Source organism: Leptospira perolatii (genome assembly GCF_002811875.1).
In the GTDB taxonomy this organism is placed as follows: Bacteria; Spirochaetota; Leptospiria; order Leptospirales; family Leptospiraceae; genus Leptospira_B; species Leptospira_B perolatii.
Genome location: NZ_NPDZ01000001.1, coordinates 501,280 through 517,887, shown reverse-complemented (window position 1 = coordinate 517,887; position 16,608 = coordinate 501,280). Strand labels below are relative to the sequence as shown.

At 42.1% G+C, this 16,608-nt stretch carries 18 protein-coding genes; 10 read left to right on the top strand and 8 right to left on the bottom strand.

The features are described from left to right. Positions 1-8: 8 nt before the first annotated feature. Positions 9-1,145, bottom strand: coding sequence for an alkene reductase (locus CH373_RS02435; RefSeq protein ID WP_100712340.1), 1,137 nt, complete (start codon positions 1,143-1,145; stop codon positions 9-11). Positions 1,146-1,196: 51 nt separating this feature from the next. Further along, the gene (locus CH373_RS02430; protein WP_243393217.1) at positions 1,197-1,700 is read right to left on the bottom strand and encodes a MarR family winged helix-turn-helix transcriptional regulator; all 504 of its coding nucleotides are present in this window, start codon (positions 1,698-1,700) and stop codon (positions 1,197-1,199) included. 164 nt (positions 1,701-1,864) lie between these two features. Between CH373_RS02430 and CH373_RS02425 the strand changes: the two genes are divergently transcribed. After that, on the top strand, positions 1,865-2,080 hold the full coding sequence (locus CH373_RS02425) for a hypothetical protein (RefSeq protein ID WP_100712337.1): 216 nt from the start codon (positions 1,865-1,867) through the stop codon (positions 2,078-2,080). A gap of 161 nt (positions 2,081-2,241) precedes the next feature. Here CH373_RS02425 and CH373_RS02420 read toward each other — a convergent pair whose 3' ends face one another. The 3 genes from CH373_RS02420 to CH373_RS02410 all read right to left on the bottom strand — a co-directional run bounded on the left by CH373_RS02420 (position 2,242) and on the right by CH373_RS02410 (position 5,299). After that, a complete protein-coding gene (locus CH373_RS02420) occupies positions 2,242-3,363 on the bottom strand; it encodes a CapA family protein (protein WP_100712335.1) in 1,122 nt (373 codons plus the stop codon). A gap of 80 nt (positions 3,364-3,443) precedes the next feature. Then, on the bottom strand, positions 3,444-4,118 hold the full coding sequence (locus CH373_RS02415; protein WP_100712334.1) for an O-methyltransferase: 675 nt from the start codon (positions 4,116-4,118) through the stop codon (positions 3,444-3,446). Next, positions 4,115-5,299 carry an acyl-CoA dehydrogenase family protein gene (locus tag CH373_RS02410; RefSeq protein WP_100712333.1) on the bottom strand — a complete coding sequence of 395 codons (1,185 nt, stop codon included), beginning with the start codon at positions 5,297-5,299 and terminating at the stop codon, positions 4,115-4,117. Before CH373_RS02410 ends, CH373_RS02415 begins: the two co-directional genes overlap by 4 nt. A gap of 259 nt (positions 5,300-5,558) precedes the next feature. Here CH373_RS02410 and CH373_RS02405 point away from each other — a divergent pair, with 259 nt between their 5' ends. From CH373_RS02405 to trpS, 6 genes are all read left to right on the top strand, one after another. Next, positions 5,559-5,855 carry an LIC10362 family protein gene (locus CH373_RS02405; RefSeq protein WP_100712332.1) on the top strand — a complete coding sequence of 99 codons (297 nt, stop codon included), beginning with the start codon at positions 5,559-5,561 and terminating at the stop codon, positions 5,853-5,855. Positions 5,856-5,952: 97 nt separating this feature from the next. Further along, positions 5,953-6,714: an electron transfer flavoprotein subunit beta/FixA family protein gene (locus CH373_RS02400; protein WP_100712330.1), complete on the top strand. Its 762-nt coding sequence runs from the start codon at positions 5,953-5,955 to the stop codon at positions 6,712-6,714. Positions 6,715-6,725: 11 nt separating this feature from the next. After that, the gene (locus tag CH373_RS02395) at positions 6,726-7,685 is read left to right on the top strand and encodes an electron transfer flavoprotein subunit alpha/FixB family protein (RefSeq protein WP_100712329.1); all 960 of its coding nucleotides are present in this window, start codon (positions 6,726-6,728) and stop codon (positions 7,683-7,685) included. A 32-nt stretch (positions 7,686-7,717) separates the two neighbouring features. Beyond that, positions 7,718-8,308: a LolA family protein gene (locus CH373_RS02390; RefSeq protein ID WP_100712328.1), complete on the top strand. Its 591-nt coding sequence runs from the start codon at positions 7,718-7,720 to the stop codon at positions 8,306-8,308. 2 nt (positions 8,309-8,310) lie between these two features. Beyond that, a complete protein-coding gene (locus CH373_RS02385) occupies positions 8,311-10,143 on the top strand; it encodes a hypothetical protein (RefSeq protein WP_100712327.1) in 1,833 nt (610 codons plus the stop codon). Next, entirely contained in the window at positions 10,140-11,150 is a 1,011-nt protein-coding gene (trpS, locus tag CH373_RS02380) for a tryptophan--tRNA ligase (protein ID WP_100712325.1), read from the top strand. Before CH373_RS02385 ends, trpS begins: the two co-directional genes overlap by 4 nt. Positions 11,151-11,233: 83 nt before the next feature. Here trpS and srp read toward each other — a convergent pair whose 3' ends face one another. Together srp and CH373_RS02370 are read right to left on the bottom strand one after the other, a co-directional pair. Further along, positions 11,234-11,968: a sigma factor SigX-regulated lipoprotein gene (srp, locus tag CH373_RS02375; protein WP_125169853.1), complete on the bottom strand. Its 735-nt coding sequence runs from the start codon at positions 11,966-11,968 to the stop codon at positions 11,234-11,236. A gap of 63 nt (positions 11,969-12,031) precedes the next feature. Further along, on the bottom strand, positions 12,032-12,811 hold the full coding sequence (locus tag CH373_RS02370) for a hypothetical protein (RefSeq protein WP_100712322.1): 780 nt from the start codon (positions 12,809-12,811) through the stop codon (positions 12,032-12,034). 166 nt (positions 12,812-12,977) lie between these two features. Here CH373_RS02370 and CH373_RS02365 point away from each other — a divergent pair, with 166 nt between their 5' ends. The 3 genes from CH373_RS02365 (at position 12,978) to CH373_RS02355 (ending at position 15,586) form a co-directional block, all read left to right on the top strand. Further along, complete coding sequence (locus tag CH373_RS02365) at positions 12,978-13,532, top strand: RNA polymerase sigma factor (RefSeq protein ID WP_100712321.1); 555 nt, start codon at positions 12,978-12,980, stop codon at positions 13,530-13,532. After that, positions 13,529-14,605 carry an LIMLP_03685 family anti-sigma factor gene (rsx, locus tag CH373_RS02360; RefSeq protein WP_100712320.1) on the top strand — a complete coding sequence of 359 codons (1,077 nt, stop codon included), beginning with the start codon at positions 13,529-13,531 and terminating at the stop codon, positions 14,603-14,605. The genes CH373_RS02365 and rsx overlap by 4 nt, the downstream gene beginning before the upstream one ends. Positions 14,606-14,773: 168 nt before the next feature. Then, positions 14,774-15,586: a hypothetical protein gene (locus CH373_RS02355; RefSeq protein WP_100712319.1), complete on the top strand. Its 813-nt coding sequence runs from the start codon at positions 14,774-14,776 to the stop codon at positions 15,584-15,586. Here CH373_RS02355 and CH373_RS02350 read toward each other — a convergent pair. Beyond that, positions 15,583-16,572: an MBL fold metallo-hydrolase gene (locus CH373_RS02350; protein ID WP_100712317.1), complete on the bottom strand. Its 990-nt coding sequence runs from the start codon at positions 16,570-16,572 to the stop codon at positions 15,583-15,585. The genes CH373_RS02355 and CH373_RS02350 overlap by 4 nt on opposite strands. Positions 16,573-16,608 lie beyond the last annotated feature (36 nt).

The following is a 16,608-nucleotide window of genomic DNA, read 5'->3' as shown; positions in this document are numbered from 1 at the left end:
TTGACTCGCTAGTTTACGAGTTGCTCGGAAAGCACACCGTTTTGGTGCGAATTCTCGGCTAACACTTTATAGTCGGTATAGCCTTTCGGTCCTGGTGTATAAAATGTATCCGGATTCGGATTTTCCAAAGTTTGGCCTTTTCTCAATCTATCCACCAAGTCTGGATTGGAAATAAAGTTTCGTCCGAAGGCGATCAAATCACCTCTTCCGCCTTTCAGATCTGAATCGGACCTAAGAACATCGTATCCACCCGAAAGAATGTAGAGACCGTTCGGATTTGCCTTCTTATATTCTTCGCGGATCCTGCGAACCGTATTTTCTTCAGGTTTCGGAGCTCCCATAGAGGAATGGTCAACGATGTGAACGTATGCCAGCTTCAGAGTTCCCAACTCCTTGGCTAAAGTGGAATATTGCTCTTCGATTCCATCATAAATTTCTAAACTATTGAATACCCCAAAAGGAGAGATTCTGATTCCGACCTTTTCCGGTCCGATCCTTTTAGCAACTTCTCGAGCTACTTCGACCGCAAAACGATTTCGGTTTTCAATGCTTCCACCGTATTCGTCGGATCTGTGATTCGTACCAGGATTCAGGAATTGATCGATCAGATAACCGTTGGCTCCGTGAAGCTCCACGCCATCAAATCCGGCAGAAAGTGCATTCTCAGCGGCAACCGCATATTCTTGAATCGCCTTTTCAATATCTGCCTTTTGCATTTCCCTAGGCGTTCCGTAGGGTTGGTTTCCTTGGGCATCTGTCCAGATTTCACCCTTGAGTGTAATTGCTGAAGGTGCGATTATCTCGGCTCCTTTCGGCAAATTCAGAGGATGTCCCACACGCCCTGTATGCATAATTTGAACAAAGATTTTTCCACCCTTTTTGTGAACTGCTTCAGTGACTTTTCTCCATCCAGAAACCTGTTCCTCAGAGAAGATTCCTGGGATCCTTGCGTAGCCTAATCCATTCGGAGAGGGAGAAGTTCCCTCGGTTATAATTAAACCTGCATCTGCCCTTTGTGAATAGTACTCTGCCATCAGTTCGTTTGGCAGATTGGAAATCGCTCTAGACCGAGTCATGGGGCTCATTACGATGCGATTTTTCAAAGAATGTGCGCCTATTGATAAGGATGAAAATAATTGGTTCATGTTTACCTCAAATACTTAGACAATAAACTATTTAATATTAAAGTATTTTTTTTAGGTTTTTGGAGTGAATTTCTTTTCTTCAGGTTTATGATGCTTTTCTTCTTTGGTTCGGAGTTTCTTTAACTCTTCACCGGAGACTGCCACTAAAGCCTTGCAGATATTCAGGAATTTGATGAGGTCTTCGTCGGAAAATTGGGAAAGTGTGTTCTGAACAGCCATTCCAAAGGATTCAAAATGGCATCCAATTTCTTGGCCACGATCGGGCAGAGGCATGATCAGCACCTTTCGTCGATCCTTCGGATCGGCTACTCTTTTGGCCAGGTTCGCCTTTTCTAAGCGATCGATCATTCCAGTAACCGCACCAGAGGTCAGACCCGTACGTTCTGCGAGTTTCCCCGCACACATTGGCCCATGGATATTCAAAAAGTCGGCGGATTCCATATCCGAACTATTGATCCCGACTATATCGGCCACCGCCTGACTAATCAGAACAGAAATGCTCCCTAGTTCCCTCATGGTCCAGTGCAGCGTTTGTAAAATCTCTTCCCGAGACATTTTTTCGACAGAAAAGGTTGACATATATCTTAGACGATAATTATCTTAGTTATTAAGATATTTAGCACTAAAGAAATTTAGTATATAAAGGATAATCTCATATTCCCTAGGTTCTAGTCAAGACTGAACTTTATTGGGAGAAAGAAATCCGAACGGAGGCACCTGTGAACCAAATTCTTGATGAACTACAAACCACCCAGTCCTGTGAAATCGACAAAAGTCCTTTGGTATACCGTGCAGTGGAAGCATTCGCACTCACCGACCAGATTAGCTCCCGTCCGGAACCGGATTCTAAGGAGTTTTATCTGGAATCTATTTTGGAGAAGGATCTGAGCCAAAGCTATGTAGGCTGCGTTTTCCTGCCGTTTGCGTTTGCTTGAGGGTGTCCCCACCCTTCTTTGGGTGGGGGCCGGTGCGGTGGTACCCGCGAGGCAATACAAAGCGCCTTTCACCGCGCCGATCGATTGGCCTCATAGCATTGATTCGCTTTTTACGCAAGTTCTAATTTGAATCTATGTAGGAGCTCCTACACGATAAAAAGTTATTCTATTGGTGGGCCCAGTACTTGGATCGTGTCTTCGTAAAACTCTTTCATTCGTTGGAATAATTCTTCCGGCAATTTTCGCTCTTGGTCGTTCTTTAAGTATTTCTTAATCGGAATTACCCTGAATTCTGCCTTCTCTTGTGTCTTATCGATATGAACCCAGATTGGTTCGTAACCCGCATCTTCTACCTTGGTGGAATTTCCTTTCTTTACGAGTTTGAATTTTAGGACCATACCTCCATCCACATAGCGCCGATCCTGACCAGAGACAAAGTTCCCTAGAGAATATACGAAAAATCTTTCCTTCTTGTCTTTAAATCTGTCTCTGACTACTTTCTTCCCGAATTTTTGAACTGTATGAGGATGACCTCCCAGCACGATATCGGCACCGGACTTAAATGCAAAATCCGTAATGTCTTTTTGATAATCGTCCGGTTCTCTCAAATATTCCGCACCGTAATGGAACATCACGATGATTGCATCCGGGTTGTAGGATTTCGCTAAACGTATATCCTTGGAAATCAGCCTTTTATCGATTAAATTTACGATAGTATCCGAAGGAATTTCCAAACCATTCGTTCCGTACGTATAATTCAGGAAGGCAAGTTTGAAATCCCCAACTTCCACTCGAAGTATTCTATTTTTCTTATATTCTTTTTTGCTTTGGTAAGTGCCGAGATGCTTTAGTCCTATTTCATCGAGCGCCTGAATCGTTCTAATAATCCCGTGCCTGCCCTTATCACAGGAATGATTGTTGGCAGTAGATACTACATCGAAACCTATGTCTTTGATCGTTTTCGCTAAAGAATCCGGAGATCCAAACTGGGGATAGCCCGAATAAAACTTGGGCTCTCCCGGCAAGGTAGTCTCTAGATTTCCGACCGCAAGATCCGCTTCCGAAATCATTGGTGCAATCTCCGAGAAAACCTTTGAGAAGTCCCAACAAGAACAAGAAGAATCAAAAGCAGAATCCAGCTGGGTTTGGTGCGACATGATATCGCCCACGGCCACAATACTCAGAGTTTTGGCGGGTTGACTAGGGGCCGAGTCCGCAGGAATTTCTACAGAGCAGAGGCAATATACGAAAATTGAATATAGAATGTACGACACTTTTGTCATGAAAAACTTTTTGTTCCAAAAATCAGAGTTCTCGTCGGAATCTTGTTCTACTGAATTACAAAATAAAAGGATTCGAATATTTATATATTTTTACGTGCGATCGTCAGACCATCCGCAATCGAGAGCATGGAGAGATCGACTCGGACATCTCCGAGAATAGCATCGTTAAGAGCCCGAATCGCGATTGTATCATTGTCCTGGTGATTCGGATCAATCACTTTGCCATCCCATAGTACATTATCAATCAGTATTAAGCCGCCCTTTCGCAAGATGCTCAGGGATAATTCATAATACAATCTATAGTTTCCCTTGTCGGCATCGATAAAGACGATATCGATCTGCTCTTCCTTTCCAGAATCAATTTTCTCTTTCAGCTCTTTTAGAGTTTCTGAAGCGGGACCGATTTTAAGTCGAATCTTTTGTTCTAGTCCTGCCTCTTTCCAGTATTTCTTTGCGATATTTGTCCATTCCTCGCTGGTATCACATGCATAAAGGACTCCGTCTTTAGGCAAAGCGGATGCAAAACAAATAGATGAATAGCCGGTAAAAGTTCCGATCTCCAGAATTCTCTTCGCACCTAAAATCTTAGTGATTAAGTGCAAAAATTGACCTTCATCCGGGCTGATTTGCATTCCGGCCTGTGGAAGCTTAGCGGTTTCTTTTCTCAAATCCCTTAGAAGTTTATCTTCTCTCAAGGACTTAGAAAGAAGATATTTGTAAAGTTCGTCTGTGAGTTGGATTGCTTTTCTGCTCAAAATGTAGTTCCGTAAATTTTTTTCAGATCCGCAGCGATATTCTTTTGCATGGCCTCGTTTGTGCCTCCTCCGATCGAAAGCAAAATCGCATCTCTGTGCAATCTTTCTACCGGATACTCTCTGCAATATCCATAGCCTCCTAAAACTTGGATCGCATTTCTAGAAACACGCTCCGCCATTTGCGTAGAAACCAACTTTGCAGATGCAGCACCCAAAGAGTTTCTATTTTCCGGATGAATCTTGGAAGCTACTTCATAAACAAGTGCCCTTGCCGCCTGAAAGTCAGCATAGGATTCCGCGACCAATCTTTGGATTTGTCCGAATTCGATCAGCTTTTTACCAAAAGCCTCTCTATGCCGGATCGTATAATCGCACATGATATCCACGCAGCGTTTTGCAATTCCCAAGGACTGGGCCGCCAAAGTGATCCGCTCTATTTCCAAATTCCGCATCATATGAGTCAGAGCACCGTCTTCAGAACCTAAAAGATTTTCTGCAGGTACTTCCATATTATCAAAAACTAATTGAGTTGTCGGAGAAGATCGCATCCCCATCTTCTCTTCTTTTTTTCCTACGCTAAATCCGGGAAAAGTACTCTCCACTACAAAGGAAGTAGTTCTGCGCGCGTCCTTGTGTGTTTTTGCATAGATCAGGAAAACGTTCCCTGTATTTCCGTTCGTAATGAATTGCTTGATACCGTTGAGAACAAAGCGATCTCCTTTCCGAGTGGCAACTGTGGTCATTCCGAGTACGTCGGTGCCAGCTCCGGGTTCGGTCATTCCCATTCCGGCAATCCATTCTCCACTCAAAACTTTAGAAAGGTATTTCTGCCTTTGCTTTTCATTCGAGCTGAAGTAGAAGTTATTTACGAAAAGAACTTCATGTGCCAAATAAGAAAGTGTAAATCCTGGATCGTAAGCTGATAACTCTTCGTGAATAATGACTGCTGCAACCGGATCCATTCCCATTCCACCGTGCTCCTGTGGAATCGTTACGCCGAAGATCCCTAGCTCGGATCCTAATTTACGAAACAGGTCCAAATTGAACCGCTCTTCGTCGTCGTGGCTTTTGGCTTGGGAATCCAAGCTTTGTTTCGCAAAGGTAGCCACATTTTCTCGAAGGGCTATATGGTCCTCAGTAGGATTAAAAATGTCTAATTTCTTCTCCATGGTTGCTTTCATGGTTCTCCTCTCTTTCACCTTTTATTTGTTAAAGACAATTTGTTCTTTCTGTCTCAGACTTTGGACCGTTACAAATTGATGGAACACCTGCAACGAACCCCGTCTCTTATCTTCCAAAACGGGCTGGACATTGAAGACGGTTATTTCGATCCTATTGTAAGAGCGGTTATGAAAACCGCATTTTCTTTTTTCCGGATTCTCACTCAAAACGTTACCTGAACGACGTTTCTTATTCCAGAACCGGTTAGGATGGAACAAAATGATCTATTCAATCATACTCACTTTGCTTTGCGCCGTATTCTTTTTCTTAGGTGCACGTAAAGGAGGATTATCCTCATTTAACTTAGAGGGGATCAGAACTTCTTACCAGAACTCCATTCATCAACCTCTTCAATCCAGATCAGTTTATTGGTTTTTGTTTTTTCTTTGTTTTTCACTTTTACCCTTCTTTTGGGGATTAACCTTTTTCTTAAAAACCGATGCAAACGTGATCGTAGTAATCGTTGGATTGGCTTGGGTATATTTCTGGAGTAGAACGTTCATTCTGTTTCATTGAGGTAGATTTCCTAAAAGAAGCTAAAAAAGTAGTTTGCACCCGACCTTTCGCAGATTTTCGTGTTTAAAGCACTATTTTATTTGGAGAACTCAGGTTCATGAAGATCATCGTTTTAGTGAAGCAGGTGCCTGACACCGAAACGAATATCAAGGTCGGAGACAAATCTATTAACGAAGCTGGTGTTAAATGGATTATCTCTCCCTATGATGAATTCGCAATCGAAGAAGGTTTAAGACTGCGCGAGAAAAATGGAGGGGAAGTTATTGCTGTTTCCTTAGGACCAGACCGCGTCCAAGAATCCCTTCGTCAATCATACGCAATGGGAGCGGATCGCGCCGTTCAAATTAAAGTTGATAACTATGTCCCTTTCGACACAACACTCACTGCAGAGTTAATCGCTAATTTTGCTAAGTCTGAAAATGCAGACGTTATTATCGGAGGACGCCAGTCCATCGATTCTGATAGCTCTCAAGTTGTAGTTCAAGTCGCTGAAGCATTAGGAATTCCTCACGTAGCTTTTGCAGTTAGCCTCGAAATCAGTGGAAGCTCAGTAAAAGCAACGAAAGAAATCGAAGGCGGAACTCAGGTTGTAGAAACTTCTCTTCCAGTAGCAATCACAGCTCAAAAAGGATTAAACGAACCTCGTTATCCTAACCTAAAAGGTTTGATGGCTGCTAAGAAAAAACCGATCGAGACAAAAACTCCGGCCGACCTAGGAAATCCTGCAAGCAAAGTCGAAGTGGTAGGTTTAGAACCTCCTCCACCTCGTATTCCTGGCAGAAAACTGGAAGCTGCAGATGCTAAGGGTTACGCAGAACAATTAGTGAAAGCTCTCAGAGAAGAAGCTAAGGTTATCTAAGGAGAGAATCAGTGAGCAACGTTTTAATTATAGGCGAACTCAAAGACGGAGAACTGAAGAAAATCTCCAGAGAAATCACTTCCGCAGGTCGCAAGATTGCGGATAAATTGGGTGGAAAAGTAACTGCACTTCTTATCGGATCCGGTGTAGAAAAATTTGCCGGAGACTTGGGAGCAGTTGGCGCTGACACCATTCTAACCGTAAATGCAGGCGAGTACAACGCAGAAACTTGGGCAAATTTAGTGTCCGAAGTGATTAAAGACAAAAAACCTGCTGTAGTATTACTCCCTCATACTTCTCAAGGGAAAGATTATTCACCTAGAGTGGCTGTTAAGGTTGGAGCTGGAATCATTGCTGACGCAGTAGGTCTTTCAGTAGACGGAGACCGCGTAATCGCAAAGAAACCGATTTATTCCGGAAAAGCGTATGGAAACTTCAAAGTGACTAGCGCGATTCAAATCTTCACCGTGCGTCCGAATTCACAAGAAATCGTTCAAAAAGCTGGAGCAGGAGCTGTGGAATCCGCAAGCCCTTCCGCTGGAGAAGCAAAAGTAAAAATCGTATCTACCGATTTATCCGGTGGTTCTAAAGTACAACTTACGGAAGCATCTATCATTGTTTCCGGAGGTCGCGGAATCAAAGGACCAGAAAACTGGCCAGTTCTGCAAAGCTTAGCGGATGTTTTAGGTGCGGCTTTGGGAGCTTCCCGTGCAGCAGTGGACGCAGGTTGGATTGCTCACAGCCACCAAGTGGGCCAGACCGGAAAGACTGTTTCTCCGAATTGCTATATCGCATGCGGTATTTCCGGAGCGATTCAGCACCTCGCCGGAATGGGTTCTTCCAAGTATATCGTAGCAATCAATAAGGACGGAGACGCTCCGATCTTCAAGGTTGCCACTTACGGAGTAGTCGGGGATTTATTCGAAGTAGTTCCTGCACTCACCGATGAGTTTAAAAAAGTACTTGGATAATTTCGTCTAATGAAGCCATAGTAGGAACGATTATGGCTTTATCCAAGGGTATTATATCCTTTTTGGGTGCCGCAGTCCTACTGGTCTGCGGCACTTCTATTTTAGCGGATCCTGGTAGGGACCGACTCAACGCGCTTTTAGGAAAAATGGGAGAAATCTCTAGTTTTCGGGCAAGTGTTACGATCAATAACGAACTTTCTGGAACCTTGTCTTACAAAAAGCCCAACCAACTTCACGTAAAATTCTCAGATGGAAGGGTGATTGCTGCGAATGGTAGATTTCTTTGGTTTTATTCCCCATCTAGAGGAATTGTTGGAAAACAGGATCTAAGAGGAATGACCGGTGGAGTCTTTGGATTGCTTTCTGGATATGAGGAAGTAACCCCAGTCGGAGGCTCGCTTAGATTGAAATCTTCTAGCAGGACCTACGAAGAAATCGTAGTCACAATGGGACCAGACAATACTCCTCGTTCTCTTAGAATGAAGCACAGAGGTACTGGTGAATACACTTCCATTGCTTTCTCTGGCGTGCAGACTAATGTTGGACTCTCCGCATCTCTTTTTAACTTTGGCGCTCCTTCCAATGCGCAGATTGTGGAGAATCCCCTAAACGAGAGGGAATAACCTTGTCCGCTAGTTCGCGCACAGACGCACATAAAATTTTTGCGGACCTTTACAGAAAGACCCGGTCCCCGGAACACCAACAGAAGATAGATGAAGTCATTCAGAAATCGAATGATATCTTTATCCGAATCGACTTGATGAAAAAAGTTGATGAGGAGTTTGAAGCTAAAAAGCGGGAAGAAAGCCGAGTCAAAACAGAGGAAGAAGGTAAAGAAGAACGTCCTTCCGAGGCAAAAACTTCGGCCACCAAGTCTCCTTCGAAAACCACCCGAAAGACAACCGATCCAGGGCAAGGGTTTGGATTCTTTGCGAATTTGTTCGGCGGTAACGCAGCGATCAATCGTTTCGCAAAAGAAACCGGAACTGTCGAAGTCGGATTTTTGGGTAGAAATCTCAAGATCCATCCAGCCGTAGAAAGATTATTCAAAGCTTTAAAAGAAGATCAGATTATCACGACTCTGCAAGCTTTGAGACTTTCCGAACAACAAGGCTGGAGACATTGGAGACCTATCGTTTATAATATCGTATTAAATTTTAATAAATTCTTTAATAACTTTATCTCCTTGGACTCTCTGTTTATCGATGAGATTTCGCCCGAAATCTTTTTGAATCGATCTTTAAAAATGCAAATGTACTACGCGAGGCATTTGTCCAGAGAGGATGCAAAGGAAATCATACTGACTCATGTTCCTGAGTTAGTCAAAAAAGACGAAAAATTAGCACTGAAATTGCCTTCAATCGTTTCAGGTTTAAATTACGGACTAAGTCTTGAAAGTGGTCGTCCAAAACTAACGGATGCAATTCGCGCGTTTTATGTAGTATCCAACAAAAAAGTTATCACTTGGGAAGAAATATTAGAAACTTTGAATGTTCCACCGATCGTTGACACGAAATTCCAGGGATCTCCGGATATCACAAAAGAAGTCGATAGTACTCTCATCAAATTGACGGATGATATCCTAACCCGTATGAACAAAAAGGAAGAACTGCAGGGTTTAAGGCAAAGATACTTTAAGATCGATGAAAACGGGAAAATCTCTTTTGATTTTCTAAATGGAATCGTAGACGACTTCTTTGCCCACCATATGCCGGAGAATATGCAATCCGCTGCATTCAAGGCATCCTATAAAGGAATGCCTCATAAACTGATCTATATCTTAATGAGGGATTTCCAATCTTGTTATACTCCGATTCTGGAAGGAACTGTTAAAGTCGGATCTAGAAATCATAGCAGGGACGTGCTCATCATGGCTCCCGGGCTCTTCAAACCGGAGATCGAAGAAATCAATAGCTTGCTTAGACAACTAGATGCATTTAACAAAAAATATCCGAGCTTTCAGTATTCCTTTGCGAACTTCAATCAGCATTCCACCGGAGGAGTCGAGGATCAGATCGCGGTCAATCTGATCAAAATGTTAACCGAAGCCTCGGCTTTTATGGGAAAATTTGCGGAGAAGATTAATATCCTCGTAGAAAATCACCTGCTTGCAAAAGATTACGAAACGAAGGGACAACTCAATGATCGAGTGTTGGCTTCGAAAGAGAAGGTAATCGACGAGGTCAAAATTCTCCATCGATTCATTCCATTTTACGATTCTGCGCTAGTCACACAAAACAGATTGATGGGAAAAACTCTCGAATACGCATTCGTAGATATGGCCCAGCTTTTGTTTAACTATGCAGTAATTTATAAAGATAAATTTACGGTGAACAAGCTTACAGCGCACAGAAAACTAGACGTGGAACTCAGAGCGCTGAAAGGTGAATACGAAAGATTATCTGGAAAAACCTTCGAGCTCCCTCCGCATCTACTATCATCAGAGGAAAAACAATGAGGATCCTGACTGGAGTCCAACCCTCCGGAAAATTGCATTTAGGAAATTATTTCTCAGTCATTCGAAAACTCGTAGATTACCAAAATCGCTCCGACCTTTTCTGCTTTGTAGCAGACTTGCACGCACTTACTTCATTCTCTAATCGGGAAAATCAAAGTAACAACACATTCGATGCGGTTTGTGATTTTTTGGCCTTGGGAATCGATCCGGACAAGTGCACCTTTTGGGTGCAATCCGACTTACCAGAAGTGACCGAACTGAGCTGGTATCTCTCAATGTCCATTACCGTTTCCCAGTTGCAATTGGCGCATTCTTTTAAAGACAAAGTCGCGAAGGGAATCAATCCGAGTGGTGGGCTTTTCATTTATCCTGTTCTGATGGCTGCGGATATCCTTGCATTCAATAGCGATAAAGTCCCAGTAGGAAAAGACCAGAAGCAACACTTAGAATACGCGAGAGATATCGCTGAAAAATTTAATGCTCAGTACGGAGAAACCTTTAAGCTCCCCGAACCGGAAATCGACGAAGAGACCGCAATTGTCCCCGGGGTCGACGGAGCAAAAATGTCCAAGTCTTACGGAAATACGATCAACTTCTTTGATGATGAAAAGAAACTTAAGAAATCCGTAATGGGTATTGTCACCGATTCTGCTGGAATCGACGACGCAAAGGACCCGGACAAAAGTATCATTTATTCAATTCATTCTTTGTTTTTAGATGCAAAATCCAGACAGCAACTAAGAGAAAAATTCACTACTCCTGGAACAGGTTATGGTGATCTAAAAAAGAATTTATTAAACGACATTCTCGAATATTTCGCGCCTCAAAGAAAAGAGAGGGAAAGAATCGCGAACGACCCTGCATACGTAATAGAAACCATGAAAAAAGGTGCAGCAAAAGCTAAAGAAGTTGCCTCCCATACCTTAGAAACTGTGAGAGATCGACTGGGGATCGGAATTGAAAACAGAATCTCCTCAGTTCGAGGAGCTGCAGGAAAAAATCAGTAATTTAGAAAAATTGAATGGACTAACCCATTAAAAAAAGAGGAGGGTGGCCCCTCCTCGACAAATTTCTTGGGTTAATAAATCTCCTAGTTAAAGCCAAGAGGAATTTTATAAACTTGGTCCTCCAAGTTCAGGTCAATTACCTCCTCTCCTATTTTACCCTTTATAATCACGCTTTCTTTAATTTCCAGGGTAGGAACACCGGTATTAATATCGGGGGCTACTTTAATACTCTGTTCTACAACCTCAACGCTTAATTCAAATGGTGGATACTGATAACCATTTGCGGAAAAGTTGTTCGATTGCAGGCTAAATAAACCAGTAGAGTGAAATTCTTCCTCTCCAGCGATATTAGGATCAATATCCACTATTGTCATCGTTGAATCGGCTACTAGCTTGAGCTCGCCGCTCACGGTGAACACAACAGCTTGTTTGGAACCGTCGAGAGAGATCGAAGGTAGTACGCAATTTGCGTAACCTTGTACCATATTCGCGGTAATATGATCGGTCGTAGGATCAATTGACACAATAGTCTGATCACCATCGACCGTTTGAATTCCACCAGCTGGACAAGGAAAGGTTGCCTGCACAGCCGCTCCCTTTTGCAAGGAAGAAGATTTTACTGATGGGTTTGGGTTTCCTCCACCGCCATTCGCCTGATTCATCGGAGAAATCACCGCGTAGATCCCACTCAAACCGGGATTTCCTGCAGCTATTAACGCCATTAACTTTGCAGTATCTTTCGCATCTTGTTTATTGCCCGAACAATAAGAGACAGACAATAGTAGGAAAAGGAAAAGTAACCAACGATTCTTTTTCATCTGATCCTCCTTCATAAGATCAAGGTTGAAAACGAAATCGATTGATTCGTACTGCCAAAAAAATTAGAAAGCTTTTCCAAAAGAGAATGAAGCGCCTCCTTGAAGGAGCGAAACCTTAAGCAACAGAGTTTCTCCTTGAGAATCCCGATTCATACTTAGAAATCCATCCAATACTAATACTGAGAGAAACGTTAGCGCAAAAGCATCCCTTTCTCTCTTCAAAGTCTCCAATTCAATTTCTCTTCCATTTGCCAAAACAAACCTTTGAGACAGATACATAGTGCCATATCCAAAAACAATTGCTCTCTGATCCGGTGGCACAACGAAAGGAATTAGCCCTAACTGCATCGAAGGACCTGGTTTTTCCAACAGTGAGGTCTTTTCCCCATAATATAGCGCTAAGTTATAGGCTAAATAAATCTCTAGCAAAGAAAGCCCAAACCCAGTTCCCCGCTTCCATGGATCCGTGGATCTGATTAAAGGAGACCATCCCGGAATCATTCCACCTGCAAAGAGCAACAGAGAATCCGAAGTTTGAGAAGTTTCTTGCGGCTTTAGGTCGACTGACTTAGGCATTTTCAACAAATCGGAGTTGTCCGCTTTTTCTAAGATTTCACCGTCCTTGGAATTTGGAACCTCGTTCCAATTGGCTTCCGACCTAGCAGGCTTCTCTCCAAAATTTGCAGGAGAATTTGAACTTATAGAGGTCTTCTGAGTCTCCACGGCCTTGATTGAACTACTCGAGAAAACTCGTTTGCTTCCGTTTTGGAATTTTACTTCAAACCCGTTTTGCACAAGCTTCACTTTTACGTTCTCGAATTTTGAACCATCCTTCAGCAGCAAAGTATCTGCTCCTATACTCTCAGAGAGGAATGAAACACCAAAAGTAAGGAACGAAATAAAGAATATTATAATATATCTATATGTTTCCATTGTAGGTAGAAAAAATTAGACAAGAGAAATGATTTTTTTGTCCTATTTAAAATAGTCAACATGTAACAACTAACGTATGAACTTAAATGCTTATTCATTCAACTTCGATGAAATGTTCGGAAAATACCATAAGAAGGTATTCTTTACTCTCAGAAAATGGGGCGCAGAATATGAAGAAGCAGAAGAGTGCGCGCAGGAAATTTTTGTTAAGATACTCAAAAATTATCATACCTATGACCCAACAAAGGGATCGGAAGCGGCCTGGGTCTTTTCGATCGCTAGAAATGTTTGCATCGATCTCTTTCGGAAGAACAATAAATATTCAGCATTACAGTCTATTCAGAACTTAGATTCGAGCGGTTGGCTTTCTACTGATTCAGAAGAACAAAAAAGAGACCAAAAATGGGTGCAAGAAATACTTGTAAAAAGAATCAAGGAACTTCCCGAGCCAGAAAAGTCCATCGTTATATTAAGATTTTTTAAAGAATGCACTGCCGAAGAAGTCGGGAAGACCATCGGTGTATCCGTAAGAACTGTTAGCCGAAAAACAATTTCTGCGTTAACGATACTAAAAATGCAGTTAAAGCGGGACGGCTTGAATGAAGAAGCGCTCAAAGGAGGACTTTTATGAATACCTCGGACAAGGACGACAAAAATATGGAACGAGCGCTTTTTGGAAAAATCGAACCAAAGGAACTATCCGAACTTCTTGCAAACCAGGAGTTTAGAAAAAGGTATTTCTCTTTGCTTTCTCTAAAGGTTGAGCTAAAATCTCTAGATACAAATTTAACAAGAAACCTACTTGAGGCACAAACTAAAAGTGGACCTAAGGTTAATTACAAAACTTTAATGTTTCCGATTTTAGCGGCAGCCGCTACTTTAATGATCGTATTTTCGATCTATCGGTGGAAAAATACAAATCTGAGAGACACTCAAATCTCCGTGCAAAAAACGATTGGGCTTGATACATGTTTACCCAAGCTAGCCGACGGATATTTGCAAATTGATTCCAAAGATACTTTTTGCGATAACCTATTGATCGCAAACTCGAAACTATTTTTGAGGCAGTTCCCGAATACTGCTCTAAGTATCCGAATGGAAAAAGATGAGATTCATATTGAAGTCGTCCAAGGCACCGTATTTCTCTCTACTAGTGAGAGGGAGGCTTCAATCCGAATTTTTGCAAAAACAGGAAAACTTCAAGGAGAGCTTCTCGGGACTACCGTCGTTTTATCTTCAGATGGGGAAAGTGAAAAAATTCAACTTCTTGAAGGTAAAGTTTCCCTTACCCAGGAGGATCTTGCACAAAGTAACAATCAGACACCGATTCTGCTCAATTCGGGACATTTCACTTCTATCGGACAAAAAACAGGTTTTGAGTCCGAAGACCCAATCGAAATCCAAACAATCTCTGAAAGAGACATGCAAAGATTGAAAACCATATCAGATAATATGCAAAAAACATTATCTGCTCAATCCTCAGACTTTCGCTATTCGGAGGCTGAAATGAATTTGCTTCTGAAAAATCAGAAGATCGCGCAATGGAGCAAGTACCCCTATCTTACTTTCTATCGCAAAGACAGTACTAAAATAGCCGGATATGCGACTCAAGAAGGCAATATTTATAAGGTGCTCTTAGACGATGGTTCAGAGATCGTCTTGCCAAAATCGAAAATTGCGCGCATCGAAGTAAGCGCCGAGTAAAGTCAAAGGAGAGGAGGACATTCCTCCTCTCTCAGCCGGCTTCAGAAAACTCGATAAATTTCAAGCAAATGGAAAAGAAAACTCCATCCAGATCCACATTCTAGAGTACTGATTCAATCCGATTCGTCTGTTTATACAGGACGTCTGACAAGAGGACCCTAGGCTAATATGGTTCTTCGATTTGCTATTTTTCGCCAAAAATCCTTTTTCGTTTTCTTTTTTGTCCTCGGAGTCTTTTACTCTTCTCCGAATAACTTGTTGGCCCAGCAGGATTTGTTTAACGTCTCCGCAATCAAAATCACACCCGAAGGCAGACACTACTTTCAAGAGCAAATTATTCCTTATCCGAACAACATACAGTTTGATACCACCTACATGCACGGTATAGGGAATCATCAAGAGATGGGATTAAATCTTTATAATGTTTTTTGGATTCCAAGACAGAATTCTTCCTCCTTTTGTTTTACATTGGATTGTTTATCTCCATATCCCCACGTAAGTCCCACATTAACTTTTGCTTATCAAAAAAAAATTCAAATCTCCGAGGATCTGAATATTGGATTTGGCACTAAGAGCGGAGGTGCGGTTTACCCAAACGACCGAGATATTAAATTTGCAACATATGATTATTTTCTAGTTGCCCAAGATCTGAAGAAAGTCCGGGGCATAGTTTATTTTGGCGGTTACTATGGAAATCCAGCTTTTCTTGGAGCAAATCGAAGAAAACTAAGAGGATTACCGGAACCGCATAAACTGAATTATTATGGGATTCTGAGTGGATTCGACATAGCATTACTCTTCCATTACAGTCTCCTGTGCGATTCTATTTCCGGGGCTAACGCACTTGGTGTAACGGTATGTGGACTAAGTTACGAATTCACTAAAGATCTCGCTCTGTCAGTCGGATACCAAATTCCAAATCATAAAAACGCAGATTTCAATCCGCATTCAATACTTTTTGAACTAAACTTATATTTCTAAAACTTCAAACCTGTAAAAGGATCCGCGGGTTTCCAAACAATCGGAATTCTAATATCGACATCGCTAGCTTTTCCTTTGGCCAATAAGAACTTGATCGAGTTATCGAAATTATCCAAGAATGGAGGTAATAAAACTAGTTCCCCATCCAAGGGTTCAAAGAAGTCGTCCCAATGAACCAAGATCGCGCGTTTCGCACCAACGGTTTCCATTGTTTCCTTCCAGTATTCTTGAAGGTATGATTCATCAAATTTTCCTAAACCGCTTACTCCTAAGTAGACCACATCCGCCTTGTGTCCTTTCAATGCTCCCGGAATGAATCCAGCGCTTCCTTGGATCAAAATCGACCGATTGCCGTGCTCGACTAAGACAGAATAACAATCCCCCATTTTATATTCGCTCGCCTTCGTAGGATTCGTAATGGGAGAGGTGATTTCCCCAAGGTAGCGGCCACCTGGAATATGAGAGGATTTTAATATAGTGATTTTGAATTTTCCGTACTGAAGTTTACTTTCGTTAGTTACAACCTTAATACGATTCTCCGGAAGTCCGAATCCTAGACCGATATTGCGAGTTGATTCGGATCCGACCAAATCTGCATTCGTCAGTTCTGCTACCACTGCAGAGTCAAGAGCGTGATCGTAATGAGAATGAACCGGAATGACTGCGGCGAGAGACTTGACTCCCAATTTTCCTAGACTTTGCACAATTAAATCTTTATTCGGTGAGATACTATTCAATTGCAATAGCCCTGGTCGAGTAAAGAATCCGTCCGTCATAAATGCGGTCTGGCCGTCATCAACTAGTAAAGTGGAAACTCCCAGGAACGTGACTTTCAGGTCCGCTGATTCCTTTTCAGGCTTTTCCTCAATCGGTATGAAATGATCCTTGTATGCGTCTAGGCTAGGATGGTAATTCAGCTGATAGCCGATCCAAATTAGGACAATCAAAAGTATAATGGAAAGTACTGCGAATATACGTTTTATCATTATTTTACAAATACTTTATTTTTATCTTAAGCAAGT

What these genes read in the sequence shown, in the direction of transcription:
- CH373_RS02435 (WP_100712340.1), bottom strand. Translation starts at nt 1,145, where the DNA reads ATGAACCAATTATTTTCATCCTTATCAATAGGCGCACATTCTTTGAAA.
- CH373_RS02430 (WP_243393217.1), bottom strand. Translation starts at nt 1,700, where the DNA reads ATGTCTCGGGAAGAGATTTTACAAACGCTGCACTGGACCATGAGGGAA.
- CH373_RS02420 (WP_100712335.1), bottom strand. Translation starts at nt 3,363, where the DNA reads ATGACAAAAGTGTCGTACATTCTATATTCAATTTTCGTATATTGCCTC.
- CH373_RS02410 (WP_100712333.1), bottom strand. Translation starts at nt 5,299, where the DNA reads ATGAAAGCAACCATGGAGAAGAAATTAGACATTTTTAATCCTACTGAG.
- CH373_RS02405 (WP_100712332.1), top strand. Translation starts at nt 5,559, where the DNA reads ATGATCTATTCAATCATACTCACTTTGCTTTGCGCCGTATTCTTTTTC.
- CH373_RS02400 (WP_100712330.1), top strand. Translation starts at nt 5,953, where the DNA reads ATGAAGATCATCGTTTTAGTGAAGCAGGTGCCTGACACCGAAACGAAT.
- CH373_RS02390 (WP_100712328.1), top strand. Translation starts at nt 7,718, where the DNA reads ATGGCTTTATCCAAGGGTATTATATCCTTTTTGGGTGCCGCAGTCCTA.
- trpS (WP_100712325.1), top strand. Translation starts at nt 10,140, where the DNA reads ATGAGGATCCTGACTGGAGTCCAACCCTCCGGAAAATTGCATTTAGGA.
- srp (WP_125169853.1), bottom strand. Translation starts at nt 11,968, where the DNA reads ATGAAAAAGAATCGTTGGTTACTTTTCCTTTTCCTACTATTGTCTGTC.
- CH373_RS02365 (WP_100712321.1), top strand. Translation starts at nt 12,978, where the DNA reads ATGAACTTAAATGCTTATTCATTCAACTTCGATGAAATGTTCGGAAAA.
- rsx (WP_100712320.1), top strand. Translation starts at nt 13,529, where the DNA reads ATGAATACCTCGGACAAGGACGACAAAAATATGGAACGAGCGCTTTTT.
- CH373_RS02355 (WP_100712319.1), top strand. Translation starts at nt 14,774, where the DNA reads ATGGTTCTTCGATTTGCTATTTTTCGCCAAAAATCCTTTTTCGTTTTC.
- CH373_RS02350 (WP_100712317.1), bottom strand. Translation starts at nt 16,572, where the DNA reads ATGATAAAACGTATATTCGCAGTACTTTCCATTATACTTTTGATTGTC.